The 19,480-nt window shown below is 66.3% G+C and carries 16 protein-coding genes; 1 reads left to right on the top strand and 15 read right to left on the bottom strand.

Annotated features, from left to right (window positions below; all coding sequences use genetic code 11):
* Positions 1–7: 7 nt before the first annotated feature.
* The 3 genes from BLT44_RS10820 to BLT44_RS10810 are packed head-to-tail and all read right to left on the bottom strand — an operon-like array spanning position 8 to position 3,979.
* Entirely contained in the window at positions 8–625 is a 618-nt protein-coding gene (locus BLT44_RS10820; RefSeq protein WP_010157070.1) for a response regulator, read from the bottom strand.
* Entirely contained in the window at positions 622–1,914 is a 1,293-nt protein-coding gene (locus tag BLT44_RS10815) for a sensor histidine kinase (RefSeq protein ID WP_010157071.1), read from the bottom strand. Before BLT44_RS10815 ends, BLT44_RS10820 begins: the two co-directional genes overlap by 4 nt.
* Positions 1,880–3,979, bottom strand: coding sequence for an MMPL family transporter (locus BLT44_RS10810; protein WP_081473341.1), 2,100 nt, complete (start codon positions 3,977–3,979; stop codon positions 1,880–1,882). Before BLT44_RS10810 ends, BLT44_RS10815 begins: the two co-directional genes overlap by 35 nt.
* Here BLT44_RS10810 and BLT44_RS15650 point away from each other — a divergent pair.
* On the top strand, positions 3,888–4,097 hold the full coding sequence (locus tag BLT44_RS15650; RefSeq protein WP_176783253.1) for a hypothetical protein: 210 nt from the start codon (positions 3,888–3,890) through the stop codon (positions 4,095–4,097). The genes BLT44_RS10810 and BLT44_RS15650 overlap by 92 nt on opposite strands.
* A gap of 233 nt (positions 4,098–4,330) precedes the next feature.
* Here BLT44_RS15650 and BLT44_RS10805 read toward each other — a convergent pair whose 3' ends face one another.
* From BLT44_RS10805 to BLT44_RS15645, 12 genes are all read right to left on the bottom strand, one after another.
* Positions 4,331–4,741: a hypothetical protein gene (locus BLT44_RS10805; RefSeq protein ID WP_010157074.1), complete on the bottom strand. Its 411-nt coding sequence runs from the start codon at positions 4,739–4,741 to the stop codon at positions 4,331–4,333.
* Positions 4,734–6,566, bottom strand: coding sequence for a TraM recognition domain-containing protein (locus BLT44_RS10800; protein WP_010157075.1), 1,833 nt, complete (start codon positions 6,564–6,566; stop codon positions 4,734–4,736). Before BLT44_RS10800 ends, BLT44_RS10805 begins: the two co-directional genes overlap by 8 nt.
* Before the next feature lie 21 nt (positions 6,567–6,587).
* Entirely contained in the window at positions 6,588–7,076 is a 489-nt protein-coding gene (locus BLT44_RS10795; protein WP_010157076.1) for a hypothetical protein, read from the bottom strand.
* Positions 7,073–8,434: a hypothetical protein gene (locus BLT44_RS10790; RefSeq protein WP_244887476.1), complete on the bottom strand. Its 1,362-nt coding sequence runs from the start codon at positions 8,432–8,434 to the stop codon at positions 7,073–7,075. Before BLT44_RS10790 ends, BLT44_RS10795 begins: the two co-directional genes overlap by 4 nt.
* Before the next feature lie 131 nt (positions 8,435–8,565).
* A complete protein-coding gene (locus BLT44_RS10785; RefSeq protein WP_342341528.1) occupies positions 8,566–10,029 on the bottom strand; it encodes an SCO6880 family protein in 1,464 nt (487 codons plus the stop codon).
* A 30-nt stretch (positions 10,030–10,059) separates the two neighbouring features.
* The gene (locus BLT44_RS10780) at positions 10,060–11,382 is read right to left on the bottom strand and encodes a hypothetical protein (protein WP_010157079.1); all 1,323 of its coding nucleotides are present in this window, start codon (positions 11,380–11,382) and stop codon (positions 10,060–10,062) included.
* Positions 11,383–11,397: 15 nt separating this feature from the next.
* Positions 11,398–11,703 carry a hypothetical protein gene (locus BLT44_RS10775; protein WP_010157080.1) on the bottom strand — a complete coding sequence of 102 codons (306 nt, stop codon included), beginning with the start codon at positions 11,701–11,703 and terminating at the stop codon, positions 11,398–11,400.
* A gap of 120 nt (positions 11,704–11,823) precedes the next feature.
* On the bottom strand, positions 11,824–12,960 hold the full coding sequence (locus BLT44_RS10770) for a M23 family metallopeptidase (RefSeq protein ID WP_010157081.1): 1,137 nt from the start codon (positions 12,958–12,960) through the stop codon (positions 11,824–11,826).
* Positions 12,960–13,835: a hypothetical protein gene (locus BLT44_RS10765; protein ID WP_010157082.1), complete on the bottom strand. Its 876-nt coding sequence runs from the start codon at positions 13,833–13,835 to the stop codon at positions 12,960–12,962. Before BLT44_RS10765 ends, BLT44_RS10770 begins: the two co-directional genes overlap by 1 nt.
* Positions 13,832–14,281: a hypothetical protein gene (locus BLT44_RS10760; protein WP_010157083.1), complete on the bottom strand. Its 450-nt coding sequence runs from the start codon at positions 14,279–14,281 to the stop codon at positions 13,832–13,834. The genes BLT44_RS10765 and BLT44_RS10760 overlap by 4 nt, the downstream gene beginning before the upstream one ends.
* Before the next feature lie 265 nt (positions 14,282–14,546).
* On the bottom strand, positions 14,547–17,801 hold the full coding sequence (locus BLT44_RS10755) for a hypothetical protein (protein ID WP_010157084.1): 3,255 nt from the start codon (positions 17,799–17,801) through the stop codon (positions 14,547–14,549).
* A 209-nt stretch (positions 17,802–18,010) separates the two neighbouring features.
* On the bottom strand, positions 18,011–19,417 hold the full coding sequence (locus tag BLT44_RS15645) for a hypothetical protein (protein ID WP_010157085.1): 1,407 nt from the start codon (positions 19,415–19,417) through the stop codon (positions 18,011–18,013).
* Positions 19,418–19,480: the final 63 nt, after the last annotated feature.

Genomic DNA, 19,480 nt, shown 5'->3' with positions numbered 1-19,480 from the left:
TGCGGGCTTAGATGAGGCCGGTTTCCTGGGCGAGGTGGATTGCGCGGGAGCGGCTGTCGACGTTGAGCTTCGTGAAGATGTGCGCGATATGGCTCTTCACGGTCGCTTCAGTGACGAACAGGGCGCGGGCTATGTCCTTGTTCGCCGCGCCCGTCGACATGAGCCGCAACACCTCGAGCTCCCTTTCGGTGAGGCGCGGCAGCGGGTTCCGCATGCCCTGCAAGACACGGCACGCGATGCCGGGGGCGAGGAACATGTCTCCCTTGGCAGCGCGGTGGATACCCTCGATGATTACTTCGGGCGCGACATCTTTGAGGAGGTAGCCGGCGGCTCCGGCTTCGATCGCGCCAAGGACCTCGGCGTCGCGGTCGAAGGTGGTGAGGATGAGCACGGACGGGGCCGGGTCGAGAGCGCGAAGCGCCGCGGTGGTCTGGATTCCGTCCATGCCTGCACCGAGGCGCAAGTCACAAAGCACGACGTCGGGGTGCACGTGGGCGGCGAGGGTGAGAGCTTCTTCACCGGTGGCAGCTTCACCAACGATTTGCACCGTGACCGTGTCGAGGACAGCGCGGAGTCCGCTGCGGACGACCGGGTGGTCATCGACGAGCAGCACGGTCGTAGTCATAGCGTCTCCTCTGCGGTCGGCTCACTGGAAGCCTGTGTCGTGGTGATGGGGTGGAGCGGCAGGTGGACCGAGATCGCGGTTCCCACACCTGGCGTACTTTCGATGTCGAGGCCGCCACCGAGTTCCCGAAGCCGCGCTCGCATGAATCTGAGACCATAGCTCGACGTACCCGACCCAGATTCCATGGTCTGTTCCCATTTGTGGACGTTGAATCCGGAGCCGTCGTCGATGAGATCGAGCCGCACCGTGGACCCCGAATCGATCAGACTCATCACGACCCGGCTTGCCCCTGCGTGCAGGCGCACGTTCGCGAGCGCGGACTGTGCAGTGCGCAGCAGTGCGACCTCAACTTCGGTAGAGAGCGCGGGGAGAGCCTCATCGACGTGCAACTCCGTGCGGAGGCCTATTTCCTTCTCCGCGCGGTCAAGCATGCGGCGAAGCGCCACCGCGAGAGCGTTGTCCTCGAGCTCAGCGGGCGCGAGCGCGGCGACAATGCGCCGCACATCGGAGAGGCTGTCTCCCGCCAATGTCTCAACCTGTTCGAGGGTTCGCACAGCATCGGCGTCCTCTGAGCGGGCCGCACCGGCATGGGCGAGAAGCCGAATCGAGGAAAGCGCCTGAGCGATCGTGTCGTGGATATCGCGGGAGATGCGGGTGCGCTCGGCGACCGCACCCGATTCGCGCTGAACGAGTGCGAGCTCGTCCTGCAGATCGGCCATTTCCTGCTGCGCTCTCGTGAGCGAGGCCACCAGGCGCTCGCGTTCAGCCGCATCTCGCAGAAGCTGGAGATAACCGCGCGATATCCCATACGCGAAGATACCGCCGATGAGCGGCCCGAACACGTTCGCGTAGCTCGTCATGCCGTGATGCAATATTGGGGCGATGATCACCACCGTGAGTACCAGTCCGGAGAACAACACCCCCCACGGGACGGGCAGCAGATGGCCGGCGAGCAGCCATAGCAGGAATGCGATCCACACGAACTCGGGGGAGACCGCGACAGCTGCGATCCAGATCACTGCGAAGCTGACCAGCCACCACACAGCGATTCGCCCGGAGCGGGTCCGAGACGGCAGGATCGTGCCGGCCGTATGCCAGGCGAGGACCGCCAGTCCCGCGACTATCGCAGCCGGAATCGGGCTACCGTCGCCGATGGCGCGGATCACTCCGATCAGCGTGAGGATGGCTGCGATGAGGTACTGGCCGATTTCCATCGCCCGCACGGTGGCGCCGGCGGCTACCGGTCCCGCCTGGTCAGTGCGCATCAGCGGCGCATTCACGATGCTCATGCGTCAATTCTCCCCGGCCCGGTTTTCCTGGCCACCAAATGCGGTCGCCGACGAGTGTGAAGATCGCGGGAACGATCACCGTGCGCACCACCAGCGTGTCGACCACCACACCGACCCCGACGATTAAGCCGAGCTGTCCGAGTGTGACCAGTGGCAGCACGCCCAGCGCTGCGAACACCGCCGCGAGAACGATGCCGGCGCTCGTTATCACGCTGCCGGTATGGGCGACTGCTTCAACCATCCCTTCTCGCGTGCCACGGAGCGCGGCCTCGGCGCGGGCGCGGTGCACGAGGAAGATCGTGTAGTCGATGCCGAGGGCGATGAGGAACAGGAACGCCAGTAGCGGTACCTGTAGATCGAGCGCCTGCTGACCGAACAGTACCCGGCTCAGCCACGCACCGGCGCCGATCGCAGCGAGCGCGCTGGCGAGGTTCACCAGGAGCAGCAACACAGGGGCGACGATCGAGCGCAGTAGGATCAGGAGTACGAGGAAGCTCACCGCGAGTACGAGCGGTGCGACGCGCCAGACGTCCCGCTGGTTCCCGGTACGCGCGTCGAGATCGGTGGCTACCGCGCCGCCCACGACCGCATCCGCACGCGGCACCGCGTGCACTGCGTCGCGTAGCTCCGCGATCTGGGTGAGACTGTCCTCAGTGCTCGGTGCGTATTCGCTGGTCACCATGATTTTCGTGAGTGACCTGTCATCGGTCGTGCCGATCGGGTGGACGCGGACTACGCCTTCCACTTCGCTCGCAGTCGAGACCACGGTCTCGGCCTCTGCGCTGTCGGCGACGATGAAGATCGGTTGCGCCTCTCCAGGCGGGAAGTGACCCGACAGAACCTCCAGCCCGGCCGCGGACTCCGACTGGACACGGAACTTCTCGATCTGATCGAGCCCCACCGAGGTCCCGAACAGGCCGGTCGCCATCACCGCGAGCAGCGCGACGCCTGCGAGGAGACTCGCCACGGGACGCTTCACGACACTCCTCGCGATTTTCCGCCATGCGCCGCCGTGCTTGCGGGCGACGCCCGGCTTGGGTACGAACGGCCAGAACACTTTCCGCCCGCACACTGCCAGCAACGGCGGCAGCAGCAATAGAACAGCACCGAGCGCGATCAGCAGCCCGATCGCGGATGCGATCCCAAGTCCGTGCGTGCCGGGGATCACTGCGAGCACAAGTGTCAGCAGCGCGAGCACGACTGTCACGTTCGATGCGAGGATCGCGGGAAGGGTTTTCGCCCATGCCGTGCTGAGCGCATGGCGATGGTTCTCGTCCGACTGGAGCTGTTCCCGATAGCGCGAGATCAGCAGCAACGCGTAGTTGGTGCCTGCGCCGAACACGAGCACGCTGATGATGCCCGCGTCGAACTGCAGATCCCACGCCGCGCCTGCCGCGGCGGTCAGGCGGCCCGCGAGCCCGTCGGCGAGCCCGACCGCAATGATGGGGAGCAGCCACAGCACCGGCGACCGATACGTGACGATGAGAAGGACCGCGACGATCAGGATCGTCACCAGCAGCAGCGTGAAGTCTGCGCCTTCGAACGCAGCCGCGATATCCGCCCCGAACGCCGGGCCGCCGGTCAACAACAATGACATTTCGGTCGGAGTGTGTCCGGCGATGTCAGTGCGCAGTTCTTCAATCACCTCCGCCGTGTCCGTATTGGTCACACCGACCTTGATCGGTGCGATCAGGACCGCGGCCTTCCCGTCATCGCTCACCATTGGCCCGGTCGGCTCCGCATCGGCATCGGCGTGGGCGTCGAGCACGGGGAGGAGGTCCTCGAGACCTTCGACCTCGCCTTCGGAGAGCTTCGCGCCGTCATCGCGGGACGCGACGACGAGAACGGACTGACGGTCCGCGTTCGGGAACTTGGCCATCAGCTCGCTTGTGCGCGTTGACTCCGCACCCGCCGGCGCCTGATCGTTTCGCGCAGGCGCTTTCGCCGACCCGAATGCGCCGAATAAGGTGACCATGATCAACAAGACAAGGCCGAGCGAGATCCACGCGCCTCCGCGCGAAGTCAGCCGGTCGGAGAAAGCTCTACGAGCACGAGAATCTGCCATGCCATCAACTCCACCAGCAAGTTGCTCGTGCGGCATCGAGAACAATATTGAACTGAAGCTCAACCTTTTGGATGATGAAAAGCCGATCCTGTCTGATGCGACTCCTCTCAGCGGATAGTGGCTGCTACTTGCTGTTCGCCCGGGACGAGCAATAAGCGACCATCGTGCGTAAGCGATTCAACGTAGCCCGCAGCTCGTGCCCGGAAGGTGCAGATCCACCGCAGCCATAGGCATTGTGAATCTCCGATCTGTGGTCGTAGAGTGCTAAACCGTCCACCTAGCCGGGTAGATAGCGCCGCGAGCGCTGGGCAAGTCAGAGCGCGCGGATGCCCCAGACGCATATTCACCGGGTCAGAGGTACCTGCCCAAGGCGCGAGGCGACACTGCGGTGCCGCGGTGCGTGAGTACCGCGATCGCCTGCCGGTTCGCTTGCCGCTTCGGTAGCCTCCTCCAGGAGCGCGACGATTCGAGCAGGTCGTGCAGCTGCGTGTGACAGGTTCGGCACATCGCCCAGAGATCCTCATGCGCCTCATCTCCGAGGCTCCGGTAGTCGCAGTGATGCAGATCGTCACGGTCCACGCGCCACGGCTTCCCGCACCCGCCCCGGCACATGATCTGCGCCGGGGCGATGCGGGCCTCCTCGTCCTTCGCCCACTGCTCGCGCCTTCGATACCAGGCCGCGGACGTGATGTAGCCGGCGTAGAACGCGCGGTGCGCGTTCTGGCCCTGCGACTTCCGCGCCCACGGACTCAGTTCACGCATCAGGCAGCGCACGCTCCTTCAGATGCTCCGTGTACCGCGAATTCTCCCGGAACGACGCGTCGACCTGCTCGGCGTCCCGAATGCACTCGGCGAATCGGGGATGCTCGGAGAACGGCTTGGTGCGGATCACGACGGGGGAGAGGTTGCGGTAGAACACGAACGCGTAGTCGAGCTCCATCTCGCGGATCTCCTTCTTCGAGAACGCGGCCCGCTGCTCCGTGCTGTACTGAGCGGAGGGGTCGCCGCTTCCGAGGGTCTGCGACTGCCGCTCCACCCACACGTCACCGATCAGGTTCGAGATCTCCTCGAGCGCCTTCGTGTCACCACCGCCGGGGAGGATGATCTTCGTCGGCGCCGCATCCCAGAGCGTCGCCCCGACCTGGTTGTCGCCGAACTGCTCGAGCTGGTTCTTCGACTGGAACGCGGCCACGACCACGCGCCCGTACCCGCCGCCGGCGGTGATGATCTCGTACATGCCCTGGTACTCGATGTTGCCCGCCTCATCGAGCACGTACGTCACCGGAGGGTCGAGACGCGATCCCGGGGAAGCCGCGGCGAGCCCCTTGGTGATGTAGTCGAACTCGGCCAGCAGGCCGTCGTTCATCCGCGTGTACTCCGGCGCCGCCATCTTGTCGCCCACGATGAACACCGAGCCGCGGCGCAGAATGAAATCGACCAGGTCGACCGTCTCACCCTCCCCGGACTTCATCCACCAACGTGCAGCCCGCGAGCCCATGAACGCGAGCACCGTGGGGAGCACGCCCCAGCTCGTCGCGCGCTGCTCCGCCGGCATCCCGAGCACGTACTCGAGGTGGTCGGCGTGCTCCGGCATCCCCTCGGGGTGCTCCCGGATCATGCGGGCGGCCTCCTGCGCCTTCGTCGGGGACATCACCCACGACCAGATTTCGTCGACGCCGACACCGCCGCACGCGGCCGCATGGAACAGGTGGCCGGCGAGCTGCTTGCCGAGCGCATCCCAGTGTCCGCCGTTCGACGTCGACCCGCCGAACGCGCCGGCCGGGATCAGCGCGTTGATGCGCCGCACGAGCGTCTCTTCCTCGATGCACCCGTCCACGGGATCCCACTTCAGGGTGCGGCCGGTCTCCTTGCAGCCCTCCACACCAGGTGCCCAGATCAGGGTGGGGGAGCCGTCGCGTTCGCGGGCGCGCATCGTGATCTTCGCGTTGTCCAGGCGCACGCTCGTGGTGATGACCGCGCCGGGAGCATCCAGGATCATGCGCAGCAGGAACCGGAACCCCTTACCGGACCGGGACGGGCCGATGAGGATGATCGCGTCCTCGACCCGCGACCACACATCCATGCCCCGGAACTGGCCGAGCCAGTACCCCACCCACTCGGGCCGTATGAGCTTCCCCGCGAGCGACGGCCGCAGCTTCGGACCCCGCTTCTCGACGAGCTGCTTCGTGCCCAGCTCCCGGCGCACGTCTTTCTCCGTTGCGAGGCCGGCCCGAAGCTGCGGGTTCTTGCCCCGCTTCCACGACCACCACACGACCGCGCCGACGGCCGCACCGAACAGGGCCAGCAGCAGCCCGGAGACCACCCAGTGCAGCACGACGGCGCCCGGCATCCCGTACGCCTCTGCCGGGTTCGCGCGCCCCCACTGGGCGACGTACTGCAGCACGCCGAGCACCTGGAAGTCGCCGTAGCCGTTCACGGCGAGCACGATCGCCTGCGTGAGTGCCTGCACGGCTCCGAGCAGGATCGCGGGGAGCATCACGAACACGACGACGCGCTGCCAGACGCCCATCATGCGCACGACGCGGCCGAACTCGGACGCGGGAGCGACGCGATCAGGAGAATTCATCAGGGATACCTTTCGGTCAGTTCAGAGGGCAGGGACGGCTCGGGTGAGGCTGTCCCGGTAGACGCTTCCCGCGCGGACGGCGAGTTCGAGCACATCGAGCGCCGGCCGTGCTGGGCGGCCCGCGGTGCGGGTCAGGTAGGAGGCGTAGCCGGCGATGATGTGCGGCATTGCGAGCAGCAGCTGGCACACCTCGTCGCGGTGCGGGGAGTGCTCCACGAACCGGCCCGCAGCTCGCAGCGGCCGCAGCGCGATCGCGGGCACCCGGAACGGCGCCTCCCGCGTGACCTGGGAGACGCGCTCGAGCTGTCCTAGGTACAGCGCCACCTCGTCGGCCGCGCTGATCAGTCCGCCGAAGCGGCGCTCCATGAGCCGGGCCCCGGCCATCTGCACCAGGTCGACGAGCAGCGCCCACGCCTCCTCGAGGTAGGGGTCGGTGATCCCCGGATCGCATTCCGCGAACAATGTGAGGGACTCGTCGACGAGCGAATCCACCCCGTGAGCCGTGTTCATGCTGCAACCTCCTGCGCTTCGTGCTGCACCTCGCGGGCGCGCATCGCCCGGTCCGTGTCGAACAGCTCCCGCTCCCACGCCGTCGACGTCGCGCGGCCGTCGATCACGAACGACTGCTCGTCGGCCTGCAACAGGCACAAGCCCTGCTGCCCCGAGAAGCTCCCGAGCATCGCCGCCTCACCCGGGGTGAGGTTCCCGGACTCGACCGCGCGCCTGCGCGTGCGATCACCCTGATGGAACGTGAACGAGACGGCGTACTGGCGCAGCAGTTTCTGCGCGAGCTCGCGCTCTTTCGAGCCCTGCGTGCCGACCGAATCGAAGTCGCCGTCCTCGTGAACGGCCATCATCAGGGAGATGCCGTACTCGCGGGAGAGCTTCAACTGCATCTCGTGCGCTTCGAGGCCCTGCAGCGTCTTCATATCGCGCCACCCCTCCTCTCGGATGACCTGAATCATGCGGCCGGCCGACTTGTTGGAGACCACGTTCATCACCCACGAATTCGTGATCGTCTGCGTGAGGGCGAGTGCGAGATCTCCGCGCTTCTGCATCGCGTACGTGTCGAACACCGTGTACGGGGAATCCGGGTTGAAACGCACGGTGCCCTCGTCCTCGAACATGCCGGCGAGATTGCCGGTGAGCATCGGATCGAACAAGAACCGCAGCCGGCGTTCCTCACCGGGCTCGAACCGGTTCCCGCGGGCCGTGCGGAGCGCTTCTGCATCGTCGATCTTCTGCACGAGCTTCCTGATCGTCGGGTGGTCGTTCGTCTCTCGAACGACCTCTTCGAGCGCCCACGCCAGGATCGACTTCTCGATCGTGGTCAGCGGGTCTTCGTCCTCGAGGAGAAGCCCCGCGAGCTGCCGGGCGACCAACTGACGCGACGCATGAATGCGCTGCTCGTGCTCGATCGCGGTCTCCTTGAAGTGCCGCTCGCCCTTCTCAAACGGGTTCACCCGCACATCCGTGCCGAACGCGCCGACCCGATACCACTGGCCGCCGAGGGCCGCGGCGACGACCCCGTGCTCGCCCTTCACGTCGCTCGTGTTGATCGAATGCACGCCGAACAGCGTCCCGAGGGTGACCATGCGTTTCATGAAGTAGCTCTTGCCGCGCCCGATCCCACCCTTGAACAGGACGTTGGGCGACGTGATGATGTCGTTGTTGTACATGTGCCACGCCTGGAACGAGAACGGCTGCCCACCGGAGGTGAGCTCCAGCCCGATCACCGGCCCCTCGACCACGGGCACGTCGGAGAACGGGAACGGGTTCAGGCCCGCCCACTCCCATCCCGTGCCCGTGTGCCGGGGAAGCTTGAGGTCGGGGACGTGACCGCGCGCGAGACGCCCAAGCCGGGACATCGACGGTGCCTCCTCGACCTCCACAGCCTCTGTGGTGTCGTTCTCGGTGGGGGCGTGCAGCTCTTTGAGAAGGCGGCGTTCTTTGCGGGACAGCTTCGGTGGGATGAACGCGACTTGCTGGTGGTGAGTCATCACATGCCTGTTCCGGCCGGGTACGCCACAGTCATGAGCGCGGCGGCCTGCTGATAGGTGAGGGGAACGAGTTCGATCGAGGCCGTGCTGCCGGCGAGCTCCATCGACGTGCAGCTCTGCAGCAGGGCCTCGTGGCTCAGCGCGGACACCACCACGAACCCCGTCCAGGCGAGCTCGCCCTGACCGTTGATGAGGTCCTGCTCGCGGGCGTCGAGGTTCTGCCAGTCCGCGTTGTCCGCGATCGTCATGTCGTTGCCGCGGCGAGCCTTCAGCGCCGCGTTCTGCTTCCACGAGTCGCGCTGCTTACGGATGCCTCTCAGCGCCTGCTCGATCGGGACCGGTGTGCCCACGATCTGCAGCGTGTGCCGCACCGGGACGCCCGCTGAAGTCTCCGCGCTCGCGATCTCGCCCATGAACCCCGGCAGCGTCTCCAGGCGCGGGTACTCGGCGATCCAGTAGACGCGGTGGAACGCGGAATCCGTCTCAACGTAGTCCTTCTCGTCGATGCAGGACATGGGGCCGGCGAGCTCCGGGGCGATCCCTTCGAACGCGGTCCCGAGGCGGATGTCGATCTTGCCCTCCGCGACCGGGTCGACGATGCCGCGCCCCCACGCTCCCCACTCGCGCGGCGAGGTCCACATCACCCTCGTGAAGCCGGCCACGCGCAGCGACTCGGTCGTCGCGGCTATCTCCTGCTCGACCATGCCGAGGATCCCGGCCTTGCCGCCGCCGAGGTCTTTCGCGGCCGCGCGCCCCGCACCGCCGCCCGCGTCGATGGTGAGCGTGATCGACTGCGGGTGCAGCACGCTCTCGTCAGCGATGCGCATCAGGGCCTCCTGATACGACGCGGCCAGGTCGCCGGTCGCGCCGAGCTCGTCGAAGGTACGCTGCTCGCGGACGATCGTCCCCGGCCGGGTGCGTTCCTGCATCGAGACCCGCATGATCTGACGACGCCGCGTCCACGACCCGGCAACCTGCATGAGCGCACCCGTCAGCCGTTCCCGGTCGTGAGCGGTCATCACCTGCGTGCGGTGCCGGGCCATGCCCGGAGACGTCACCATGCACGTGATCGACGCCGTCTGGCGCGCCTTGTCCCACACCACGGCGACCCCGGACGGCGACTCCCAGATTTGGAAGCGGTCTTCGAGTCCGGGGAGCTGCAGCTCCCCGCGAATGATCGGCTCTGCGCGCTTCACGCGACGCTTGAACATGGTCCTCCCCATCATCTTTCTCAATCGAAAACGTGCCGCCCAGACGAGCCACTGCGTGAGCGCGATCCCGTGCCGCTTGATCAGCCCGGTGATCGCGAGCGGCGACATCAGAACCGCCACGGACAGCGCGGCGAATGGCCCCTGGGTGACGACGGTTGCCATCACCGGTGCGACAGCGATTCCCAGCGACCAGATGCCCGGCTTGTCGATTCCCATGACGACACCCTGGGAGGCGCGGCGCGAATAGCGCACCGTCGAATGGTCTTCGTACGTCACCGTCGATCACCACTTCGGGATCGAGGGCCGTCGGAACTTCGACTGCGGGCGCTGACCACCGTCGGGCTGGGGAGTGGGGGAGGGAGGCTGCCGTATCTCCGGGTTCGAGCCAACGCCACCACCCCGGTTTCCGCCCGGGCGACCTCCGCCGCTGCCGCCCTTCCCGCCGTTCTGGCCGCCGCCCTTGCCGGCGCCTTGGCCGCCACCGTTCTGGCCGCTGCTGCCCTTTCCGCCGCCCTTGCCTGAAGACTGGTCCTTCTTGTTGCCCGCGTCGTCCGGTTTCCCCTTCGAATCCTGCGGAGGGGTCGGTACCCGAGGGCCGGTCGACCCCGAACCCTTCGACTTGCCGAAGATCGAACCCGCGAACCCGGCGGCGCCGGCGCCGATCTTGCCGGTCACCATTCCGCCGATGCGCTGCATCGGGGCGGAAGCCTTCTGTCCGGCCTGGCCGGCCATTCCCTGTCCGGCCATGTTCTCGTTGTTCGACCCGAGGAACGCGAAGAATGAGTACGCCATCATCGGCATGAACGACACCACGAACAGGCCGGTAACTACCGTCAGCGTCTGAGACGAGAACAGCGCCATCCCCTCCGACGATTTCAACAGCATCGCGAGAATGCCGAACATCAATGGCTTGGAGAGCAGCAGCGCGATTCCGGCCATCGCCCACTTCTTCGCGATACCCCAGCCGCCGCGCATGGGGACTGCCATGAACGCGAGCGGTGAGAACGCGATGAGCACCATCAGGCCCAGATTGCGGAACGCGAGCGCGAACGACATCACCACGAGGCCCGCGAGGATCATGATCAGCATGAAGAGCAGACCGGGGGCCGAACTCAGCCCTGCCGCCGTGGACACCGCCCCGAATAAATCTGACCCGGTGCCGTTCTGCACGGCGGCGCGGAACAGGTTTTCGAACCCGTCCGCGCCGCCGATGCGTGTGAGCGCGAGGTCGCTGAGCTGATCGCTGATCTTTAGCAGCTCACCGCCGAGCATGAGCGAGAGGAACGTGGACGGGATCGCTGCGGCGATGCCCGCCAAGGATATCCACAGGCGGCGCCCCTTCATCGACAACATGCCGGTCGACACCCCGATGATGCCCGTGCAGAGCATCACGACGATCGCGATCGCGAACCAGTTCGAGGCTTCGCCGATCGCGCTGTCCCACAGCGTCGTCCCGGGCGCAAATTTCTGCGAACCCAGCACGATCTGCGCGAGCCAGCCGATGAAATCGCCAAAGCCACGCGCAGTCGATTCTGCGCTGACGCACAGGGGGTATTCGAGACCCGGCGTGCAGCCGAGTTCGAGCTTGTCTTCCAGCACGTACACGATGAATCCTGGCTCTTAAAACAGGTCGATGTTGCCGAAGAACGTCATCATCGCGACGATGGAGCCGAGCACTGCGGCGCCGACGCCGGCGACGCCCAGGGCCACCCAGGCGCGCGTCTTGTTGCGGCTGTCTAGGCCGGCGAACATGAGCAGGCACGCCGCGGCGATGAACGCGACGATGCCGATGATGGTTCCGATGCCGAGGATCTGGTTCACGAGCGTCATGCCCGCCTTCGCGGGTCCGGTGCTGAAGTCCGGTTTGATGTCGGGGACTTCGAGCATCTTGCGGGCAACCGCGTCGGCGATGGTCGAGATGGTCATGGATGTGTCCTTTCGAGAGGTGACTGGGTCGCCTGGTAGAAGGCGAACCCTGCGCACTCGACACACGCAAAAAGGTGGGGTGCTCCGATCTCGGAACACCCCACCTCTCAGACCCTCAGATCACATCGGGTACAGATCGCACCCGGTCGTGCATGGACCCATCGTGATTCCCTGCTCTCGCATGAACTTGTAGGCGGGTGTAAACGTGCCCCAGGCGGTCGGGTCGGGCCCCACACGAACCTCGAAGTGCAAGTGAGCACCGTCAACGCACGATCCCGAAGCGCCGGAGTATCCGATGAGCTGGCCCCCCTTCACGTGTTCCCCCGGGGCAACCGCGAACGAGGACATGTGCGCGAACGCCGTGGTGTACTGCACGTCGTGCTGCACCCCGATGACCTTGCCGCCGCAGCCTTCGGACAGGTCGAAGACCTTGCCCGCCGCCGGGGCGTACACGGGAGTGCCGACGTCGACGTGAACGTCCATCGCACCCCCGGCATGGTTCTCGTACGTCCCCCACGACTGCATCCCGATCGGGTTCGCCCAGCCACCCACCACCTTCGGAGGTGCGCCTCCGCCGGCGCCGCTCTCGCATCCGGTCGTGGTGTCGCCGAGCGCGGCGAGCACCGCGTCGGCGTCCGCCGCTCGCTCCTCGTAGCGGTCGGGAAACGCGCTGACCTGCACCGCTTGCGCGGCGGCACCCAACTTCATCGACTCCCACCCGGGAATGTCGAGCAGCCCGCGCGGGCTCCCGCCGTTCGGGCCGCTCGGGCCGCCGAAGAACGCGCGCGCGGCGAACTCCGGCTTCATCAGCTCTGACGGCGTTCCCCACCCCGCTGAGGGGCGCTGCTGCATGATGCCGACCGAATCGTGGTCTGACCCGGGCGTCCCCTGGTTGGGGGCCATGAGCGACTCCGGGACGCCCGTGTTCGCCAGGTTCGTCAGGTTTGACTCCACCAGAGCCACCATGATCGCGATCTTCACGCCTGAGGCTGGCACTTCCATGTCGGCTGCGACCGTCCGAATCGCCACTGCGTTTCCGAGCTGCTCGGCCGAGAATCCGCCGGCGGCCTCGCCGGTGGTGCAGGTCTCGACATTCTCGGTAGCTGCCGTAGTGAGCGCCATCGCCGCGCCCCCGATGAGGATCACCGGCAGCATCACGATCACGAGAACGAGCGCGAGCACACCCAGGATAATGCGGCGCCCAGTCTTGGACTGGGCGACCTGCACCGCTACTTTCGCGACGATCGGGGCAGCCATCAGTAGCTTGTTTTCCAGCCGTCCGGATAGCCCGTCATGAGCCCGGTCACGCCGCACACCCCGCCCTTAGCGGGTGGGTCGCAGTACACCGATAGTGCTACCGGGTAGCGCTGCGTGCTCGTGCCTTCACCGGCGTCGGTCTCGGTCTCCACGCGCACCCAGTAGAGCTCAAACGAGGCTTCAGGGTCGATGTCGACCGTGATCTGATCAGACGGCTCCGTCCAATACGCTCCCCCGGAGTAGACGTCCATCTCTTCCTGGTCGTACACCTCGATAGCTCGCGACGTCAGCTTCGCGCCGTAGGACGCGAACCCGCCGAAACTCTGATTCCCTCCCAGCAGCCACCAGTAACCATCGGGCGAATACTCCTCTGTGGCGAGCATCTGCGGGGCGCGGTCGATCAGCTCGTCACCGGAGAGTGTGTCGCCGCCGAACTCCTTCACCTGGAATCCGTCCCCGGGCCCGACGTAGTCGGGGCTCGGCCGCATGACCCTGGCGAGGGTCTCCTCACGGAAGTCCTCGACCCACTCGACCTTCGTCGTATCGACCGACATCAGCACCTGCGCTGCAGACGCCGCGGCCACGCGTGGGTCCGTGGTGACTTCCATCTCCACCATCCCGTCCTTTCCGAGCTTCGGCGCCGGAGCAAGCTCACCAGCAGGCTCAGCCTCCTTCTCTCGCTCCTCGGGCGACGTCCCGCCGTCGACGACGGCCGAATCCCCGTCCGCCTGCGGGGTCTCCTCCTGCTTGGCGGTCTCGCCGGGGCCGACGATGACGGCTACCAGCACCGCCACTACGGCGATCGCGAACCCTACGGCGCCGGCTGCGATCAGTCGCGGTTTCCACTTCTTCCAGATCGACTGCAATTTACTCATGACACTTCTCCGTTCCTCGGGACAGGTGATTCAGCCGCGTCGGATTCTTCAAACGCGACCAGCTCCAGAGTGAACTCCTCCAGGTCGACAGACCACAGCGCGAATTCAGTAGCGGATGGGTCCGCCCACCGTGGTCGGTGCTGCGAGAAATGCTGGCTAGCGGTGCAGCCAGCCTCACTCGTGAGCGTTCGCATTCTCTGACGCCACAGACCGAACTGGTAAAGAAAATCGATAGATGCAGTAGGCGGAGGGCCAAGTTCAGTATTGAACTGCTGCTGTTGTCGGTATTGGAACAGCGCTAACAGTTCGTGAATCATCGCGGGATGCCGAAACCAGCACCGCGGCACCACCTGCTCAGTCAAGCCGAACTCGCACACGACCTTCGGCACCCACACCCCGAGCACATCCCGCAGCGTTTCGCTCTGCTCCTCGGCATCGAACGCCATCCAGTCGATCGGGAGAGCCGGAACACCCCGCTCCGCTGGCAGCGGCGGGGGCCCGGTTGGCAGCTCCGGCCGTTCCCCCCGCTCACGCACCACTAAGGACCATCTGCACTACAAAATGAAGTTTGCTCATACCTGCAGATGTGCGGGGGAGCGCACCTCCAAAAGCGTGAACAGGGGTTCAGTCCGCCCCTGGCTCCGTAATGCACAGGTGGCCCTGGCCGGGAAGAACCCGGCCAGGGCCACCTGTGCATCTAGAGGTAGGTGATCAGCCGTTCAGCGCGGCATCACCTCCCTGTAGGGCTGCTGCGGCCTTGCGGCGACGCAGCTGGTAGATCGCCAGCGCCGCACCGCCCACGAGCAGCAGCGTGCCCGCAGCGGCCACGCCCGCCATGCCCATGCCACCGGTGAGCGCGAGGACCGACTTCGGGGTGATCTCAAAGTTCTCGGACTCCTCACCGCACTTACCGACATGCACCACGGTCTCCTCGCCGTCCTCAATGCGCACGAGCGTCTCGACGTAGCCGCCGAGACCGACGTGCTCTTCACGAGTGATGACCTTCTTCGATTCGTACGAGCCGGCCCCGGTCACCTGCACCCCGGTCGCGTCCTCGAAGTCAGCGAGCTCGGTGTCGGCCGAGCACACCATCTGCTCACCTTCCACACGCTCGTACGCCTTGAACGTGACCTTGTACTCGACCTTGGGACGATCCGACAGCGGGCCGTCGACGATCGCGGTATCGAACATCTCCTCACCGACGCTCACGGTGCCGGCGGACTCGGTGTGCACGGTCGGCTCCTCCACCACGGTGGTCTCGTTCGGGAGGCCGCACATACCGCGGTGCACGCTCTCCGGCGGCTCGTCACCGTCGATCACCTTGAGATCCTCCACCCAGTAGGTGGTGCCTGCGGAGTTCGCGATCACGGCCGGCGACTTCACCTTCCCGGCACCCTTCACCGCGACCGGCTTCGTATGGGCGACTGGCTGCGCGTCGCAGACCGCATCCGGGTTCTTCACCTCGGCCTCCGTCCACAGCACCGGGTTACCGGCCTTGTCGACGATCGGGTTCCAGTTCTCGTCGTACTTCGGCTGCCCGGCCTCGGGCTTGAGGTACAGCGTGAAATCGACTTCGTACTTTACCTCGGGGCGCTCGGAGAGCGGACCCTCGACCTTCGCGACATCGTGGATGTTGCCGCGCACGGCACCCTTCTCGATTGCCTGCGTGGTGACCTTGGGAGGCACGATCTCGGTGGTCTCGTTCGGCAGACCGCACTCGCCGGTATGCATCACGGTCTCATCCCCGCCGCCCTCCGGCGTCGCGGTGAGCTGCTCGACCCAGTACACGGTCCCCTCGGTTTCCGCCCTGATGCTGGGCGACTTCACGTCGCCGAGCTTCGTGACTGCGACCTTGTCGGTGCGGCCGACGGGCTGCGCATCGCAGACCGCCTTCGGGTCACTCACCTCGGCCTCGGTCCACAGCACCGGCTTGCCGGCCTCGTCGAGGATCGGCTTCCAGTTCTCGTCGTACTTCGGCTGCCCCGCTTCCGGCTTCAGGAACGCGGTGAAATCGACTGCGAGATCCCACTTCGAGGCGCTCGGCAGTCCGCCCGTGATGGTGGCGACGTCGTTGATGTCGCCCTTGACCGCGCCGGTCTCCTGCGCCTGCGTGGTGACCTCGGGGCGGATCACCTTCGCGGTCTCCGACGGCACACCGTAGTCGTCGCAGGTCTCCTCGAACTTGCCCTTGCTCGCTTCGGACTGATCCTCGTCGAACACGCACCACTGGACCGTGATGTAGTTCGCCTTCGTGTCGATCGGGAGCGACAGGACGTCGGAGGTGAGCTTCTGACCCGGAGTATCGGTAACCAGCTTCGTGGTCTGCAGCACCTCGGCGCCCTTCGGCGCGGTCTGCTGCTGCTTCGGCTTCGTGTCGGACGCGTACACGGTGCCGCGAACGGTCGCGGGGGTGCGCTTACCGTCCGTCTGGAGCCATCCGCCGCCGCCGGCGAGCTTCACCTCGAGGTCGTCGGTGTAGTCGTCACCGACGGTGATCTCGGACGCGGAAAGCTCGCTCTTGAACACGAGCTCGGTCGGCACCCACTGCGACTCCGTCGCCACACCGTAACCATCCGTGAAGTGATAGTTCTCGGGCAGAGACGATGCGGTCTTGCCGTTCACTGGCTTGGGCGCGATGATGCTAGGCAGCTGATCCCGGGCATCGATTTCCCACACCCAGGTGACGTAGCCGGTTTCCTGTGCGACTTCGTTCGAGTCGATTGCGTAGTCCTTGTTCGGACCTTCCTCCGTCGACGTCGTGACTTCCGCCGTCGCCGCGATCGGTGCGTTCTTCGGCACGATACCCGAAGGGTTATCGGCCGGGTCCTGCAGGAACGGGCCATACGCGGTGCCCTTAGCCTTGATCGGCGCATAAGAACTCTTGCCGCCAATGACCTGGTAACGCCAGATTCCAGAGCCGATGCTCGGGTCAGCAGCGAACGTGAGGACGTCCGAGTACTTCTGCCCCTTCTTCACCTTCTTCGTAACCGTCATCGAGGTCAGCGTGGGCGCCCAGATGGTGTCGGGGTCAACGTACTGCGCCTCGAACTCGCCCGAACGGGTCTCGGTCGTCGACGGGCGACCGATGCCGATCTTCTGGTTGAGACCACCCAGGTCAGAGACGACGAGCTCGCCCTCCTTCGACACGGTGTACTCGAACCGGCCGTTGAACGTCACCCGGTAGTAGCGGCCGAACTCGTACCCCTCCGGCGGTACGCCCTCCCACGCGATCGTGTGCGCGGCACCATCCGTGATCGTCGCCCGCTTCCCATCCGCCGACACCTCAACGCCCGGCTGCGCGATGAGCTTCGCGTTGTCGACCGTCAGGTACGTCGAACCCGCCTGCGTGGTGGCCGTGCCCCTGTATGCCCCCGTAGCCCGAATAACCGGGGCTCCGGGCTGCGTGACGGGACCGCCGTTGCCGGCGTCCGGTGCGGCCGCGTGAGCACGGCCCTGGGCGATCATCGACGCGGCCTGGTCAACGACGCCCTGCTGGCCCTTCGAGGCGAGGGCCTGCTTGATCTGATTGATGGTCGCGTTGTAGCCGGCGTCCCCGGAGGCGGAGCGCAGGTCCCACACCGCCAGCTGCACCGCGGCGGCCTGGATGTTGTTCGACGTCGTTCCCCAGTTCCCGAGGATGTACTTCAGCGCGCTCGTGTCCGCCGCGCTGAGCGCGCCGACCGAGCCGGACGCGCCGCTGAGGCCGAGGTAGCCGTTGAACCAGCCCTGGAAGCTGTACCCGTCGACGCCGGACACCGGCACGAGCGGCGCGTCGTTGCCTTCGGGAACGATCTTGCCCATCTCGAGGCAGTACACGATCGTCCCATCCGAATGCACGAGCGCACCAATGCCGACTCCGGCACCGTCGTAGAGCCCGGCGCCGGGAGTGGCTGCCTGCGCTTCCTGCGCAGGGATGAGCACCGTGCCAGCACTGATACCGCTCGCAGCGAGCAGCCCAGTGAGCATCAGCGCTCCCGCGCGACGAGAGGTACCCCGCCGCTTTCGGCGCTCACGTCGGGTGAGCGCCTCCTTACCAAGCGATGACATGAAAGGCCTTTCCTGTCTGAACACACAGACGGAATGCCGCCTGCACACACAAGAAGGGCAACCCCGCGCAGTAGAAACGCCGAAGGGGTGCAACGCTCGCGCGCTACACCCCCTCGGTCTTTCTAGGCTTACCCCCAGCCACCTTCCTCGCCGTCAGCGAAGCAGTGGACTCCGGTGATGTTGTCCCACGAACCGGACGGGTACGTTCCCGGAGGGCATGAAGTAGCCGGAGGCGTGACGCCGCCACCACCGCCCCCAGCAGGAGCACCACCCCCGCCGCCGCCACCACCGCCGACAGGAGCACCGCCACCGGATCCGCCACCAGCAGGAGCGCCACCCCCGGCGCCACCGGAACCGCCACCAGAAGACGAGCCTCCGCCCGCGGGAGCACTCCCGCCACCCGTGCCTTCACCGCCAGTCCAACCGCCATCGCCGGCCTCGACCGGCGCCCAGCCGCCACCCGCGTCGTAGCCGCCTTCGCCCGTGTACGTGCCGTCGTCCGCGATGTACTCGCCGCCGGCTGCGGCTTCCTCTGCTGCCGCTGCGGCCTTCTCCTCAGCAACGGTCTTCGCGTGCGCCTTCTGAGCGTTCTGCGCCGCAGCGACATACGCCGCGACCTCCGCACGCAGCCGCACCGCGGTCACCGTGTCGTCAGCCGCAGACGCCTGCGCGGTCTCCGCGGCCGCCGTCATCTTGCCCGCCGCGTTACCCGCCTTCGCAGCCGACTTCAGCACCGCCTTCGCCTGCGCGGGAGCCCCGTCCGCAGCCGCGACGAGCGCCGGCAACGTGTCAGCAACCGCCGCCGTGTACGTCGACGACAGCGCACCCTCGGCGTCGACCGCGCCCTGCACCTCCTTGAGCTCGGCTTTCGCCCACTTCAGCTCGGCACGAGCGGCCGCCACGACGTCGCCGTCCTTCGGCGCCCGCACGTCCGGCTCGGCATGAGCCGCGCCGGAATCCTCACCGATCATCCCGCGAACGTCCTCCACTGTCACGGCGAGGAACGACGCGGGCGCAGTCGCTTCAGGAACGTCCTCCTTGGCCTTCTCCGCGGCTGCCGCGGCGTCCGCGTCCGCAGCCTGCATCTCGGCCACCTTCGACTCCACCAGCGCCACCGCAGCCGACCGCTCCTCGGACTTCTCCGGCGCGTCACCGAGCGCTTCGCCCGCAGTCGCCGCGGCGTCCGCGAGACCCTTCGCCTGCGCCTTCGAGAGGATCGGCTCGGTGATCTTCCCCAACTCGCCCAGCTTCTGCACGAAACCCACGGCCTCGGCGTGGTGGAAGCTGCTCAGAGCGAGCGCCGCTTCACGGTCCGCGCTCGTCTCGTCGATTCGGCCGTACGTGTGCCCGATCTCTGCCTTGAGCTCCGCGAGCTCGCGATCGCGAATGCTCTGCAGGATCAACGGGGTAGCAACGGCCCCGCCGAGAACCAGGGCGCCGGCGACAGCGCCCGCGATCCACAGGTTGCGCTTCTTCTTCGACCGGGAGGTGGAACCCTCAACCGGTACCGAATTGGTCCTTCTGCGGGGCTTCATGTGTAGATCCTTTCCTCGGCCCCCCAGCCAATTTCTAACGTAGCGGACACCACGGACACTTGG

The organism is Leucobacter chromiiresistens (genome assembly GCF_900102345.1).
Taxonomy (GTDB): domain Bacteria; phylum Actinomycetota; class Actinomycetes; order Actinomycetales; family Microbacteriaceae; genus Leucobacter; species Leucobacter chromiiresistens.
Note: the sequence above shows the minus strand (reverse complement) of the source record. Positions and strands in the feature narration are given on the sequence as shown.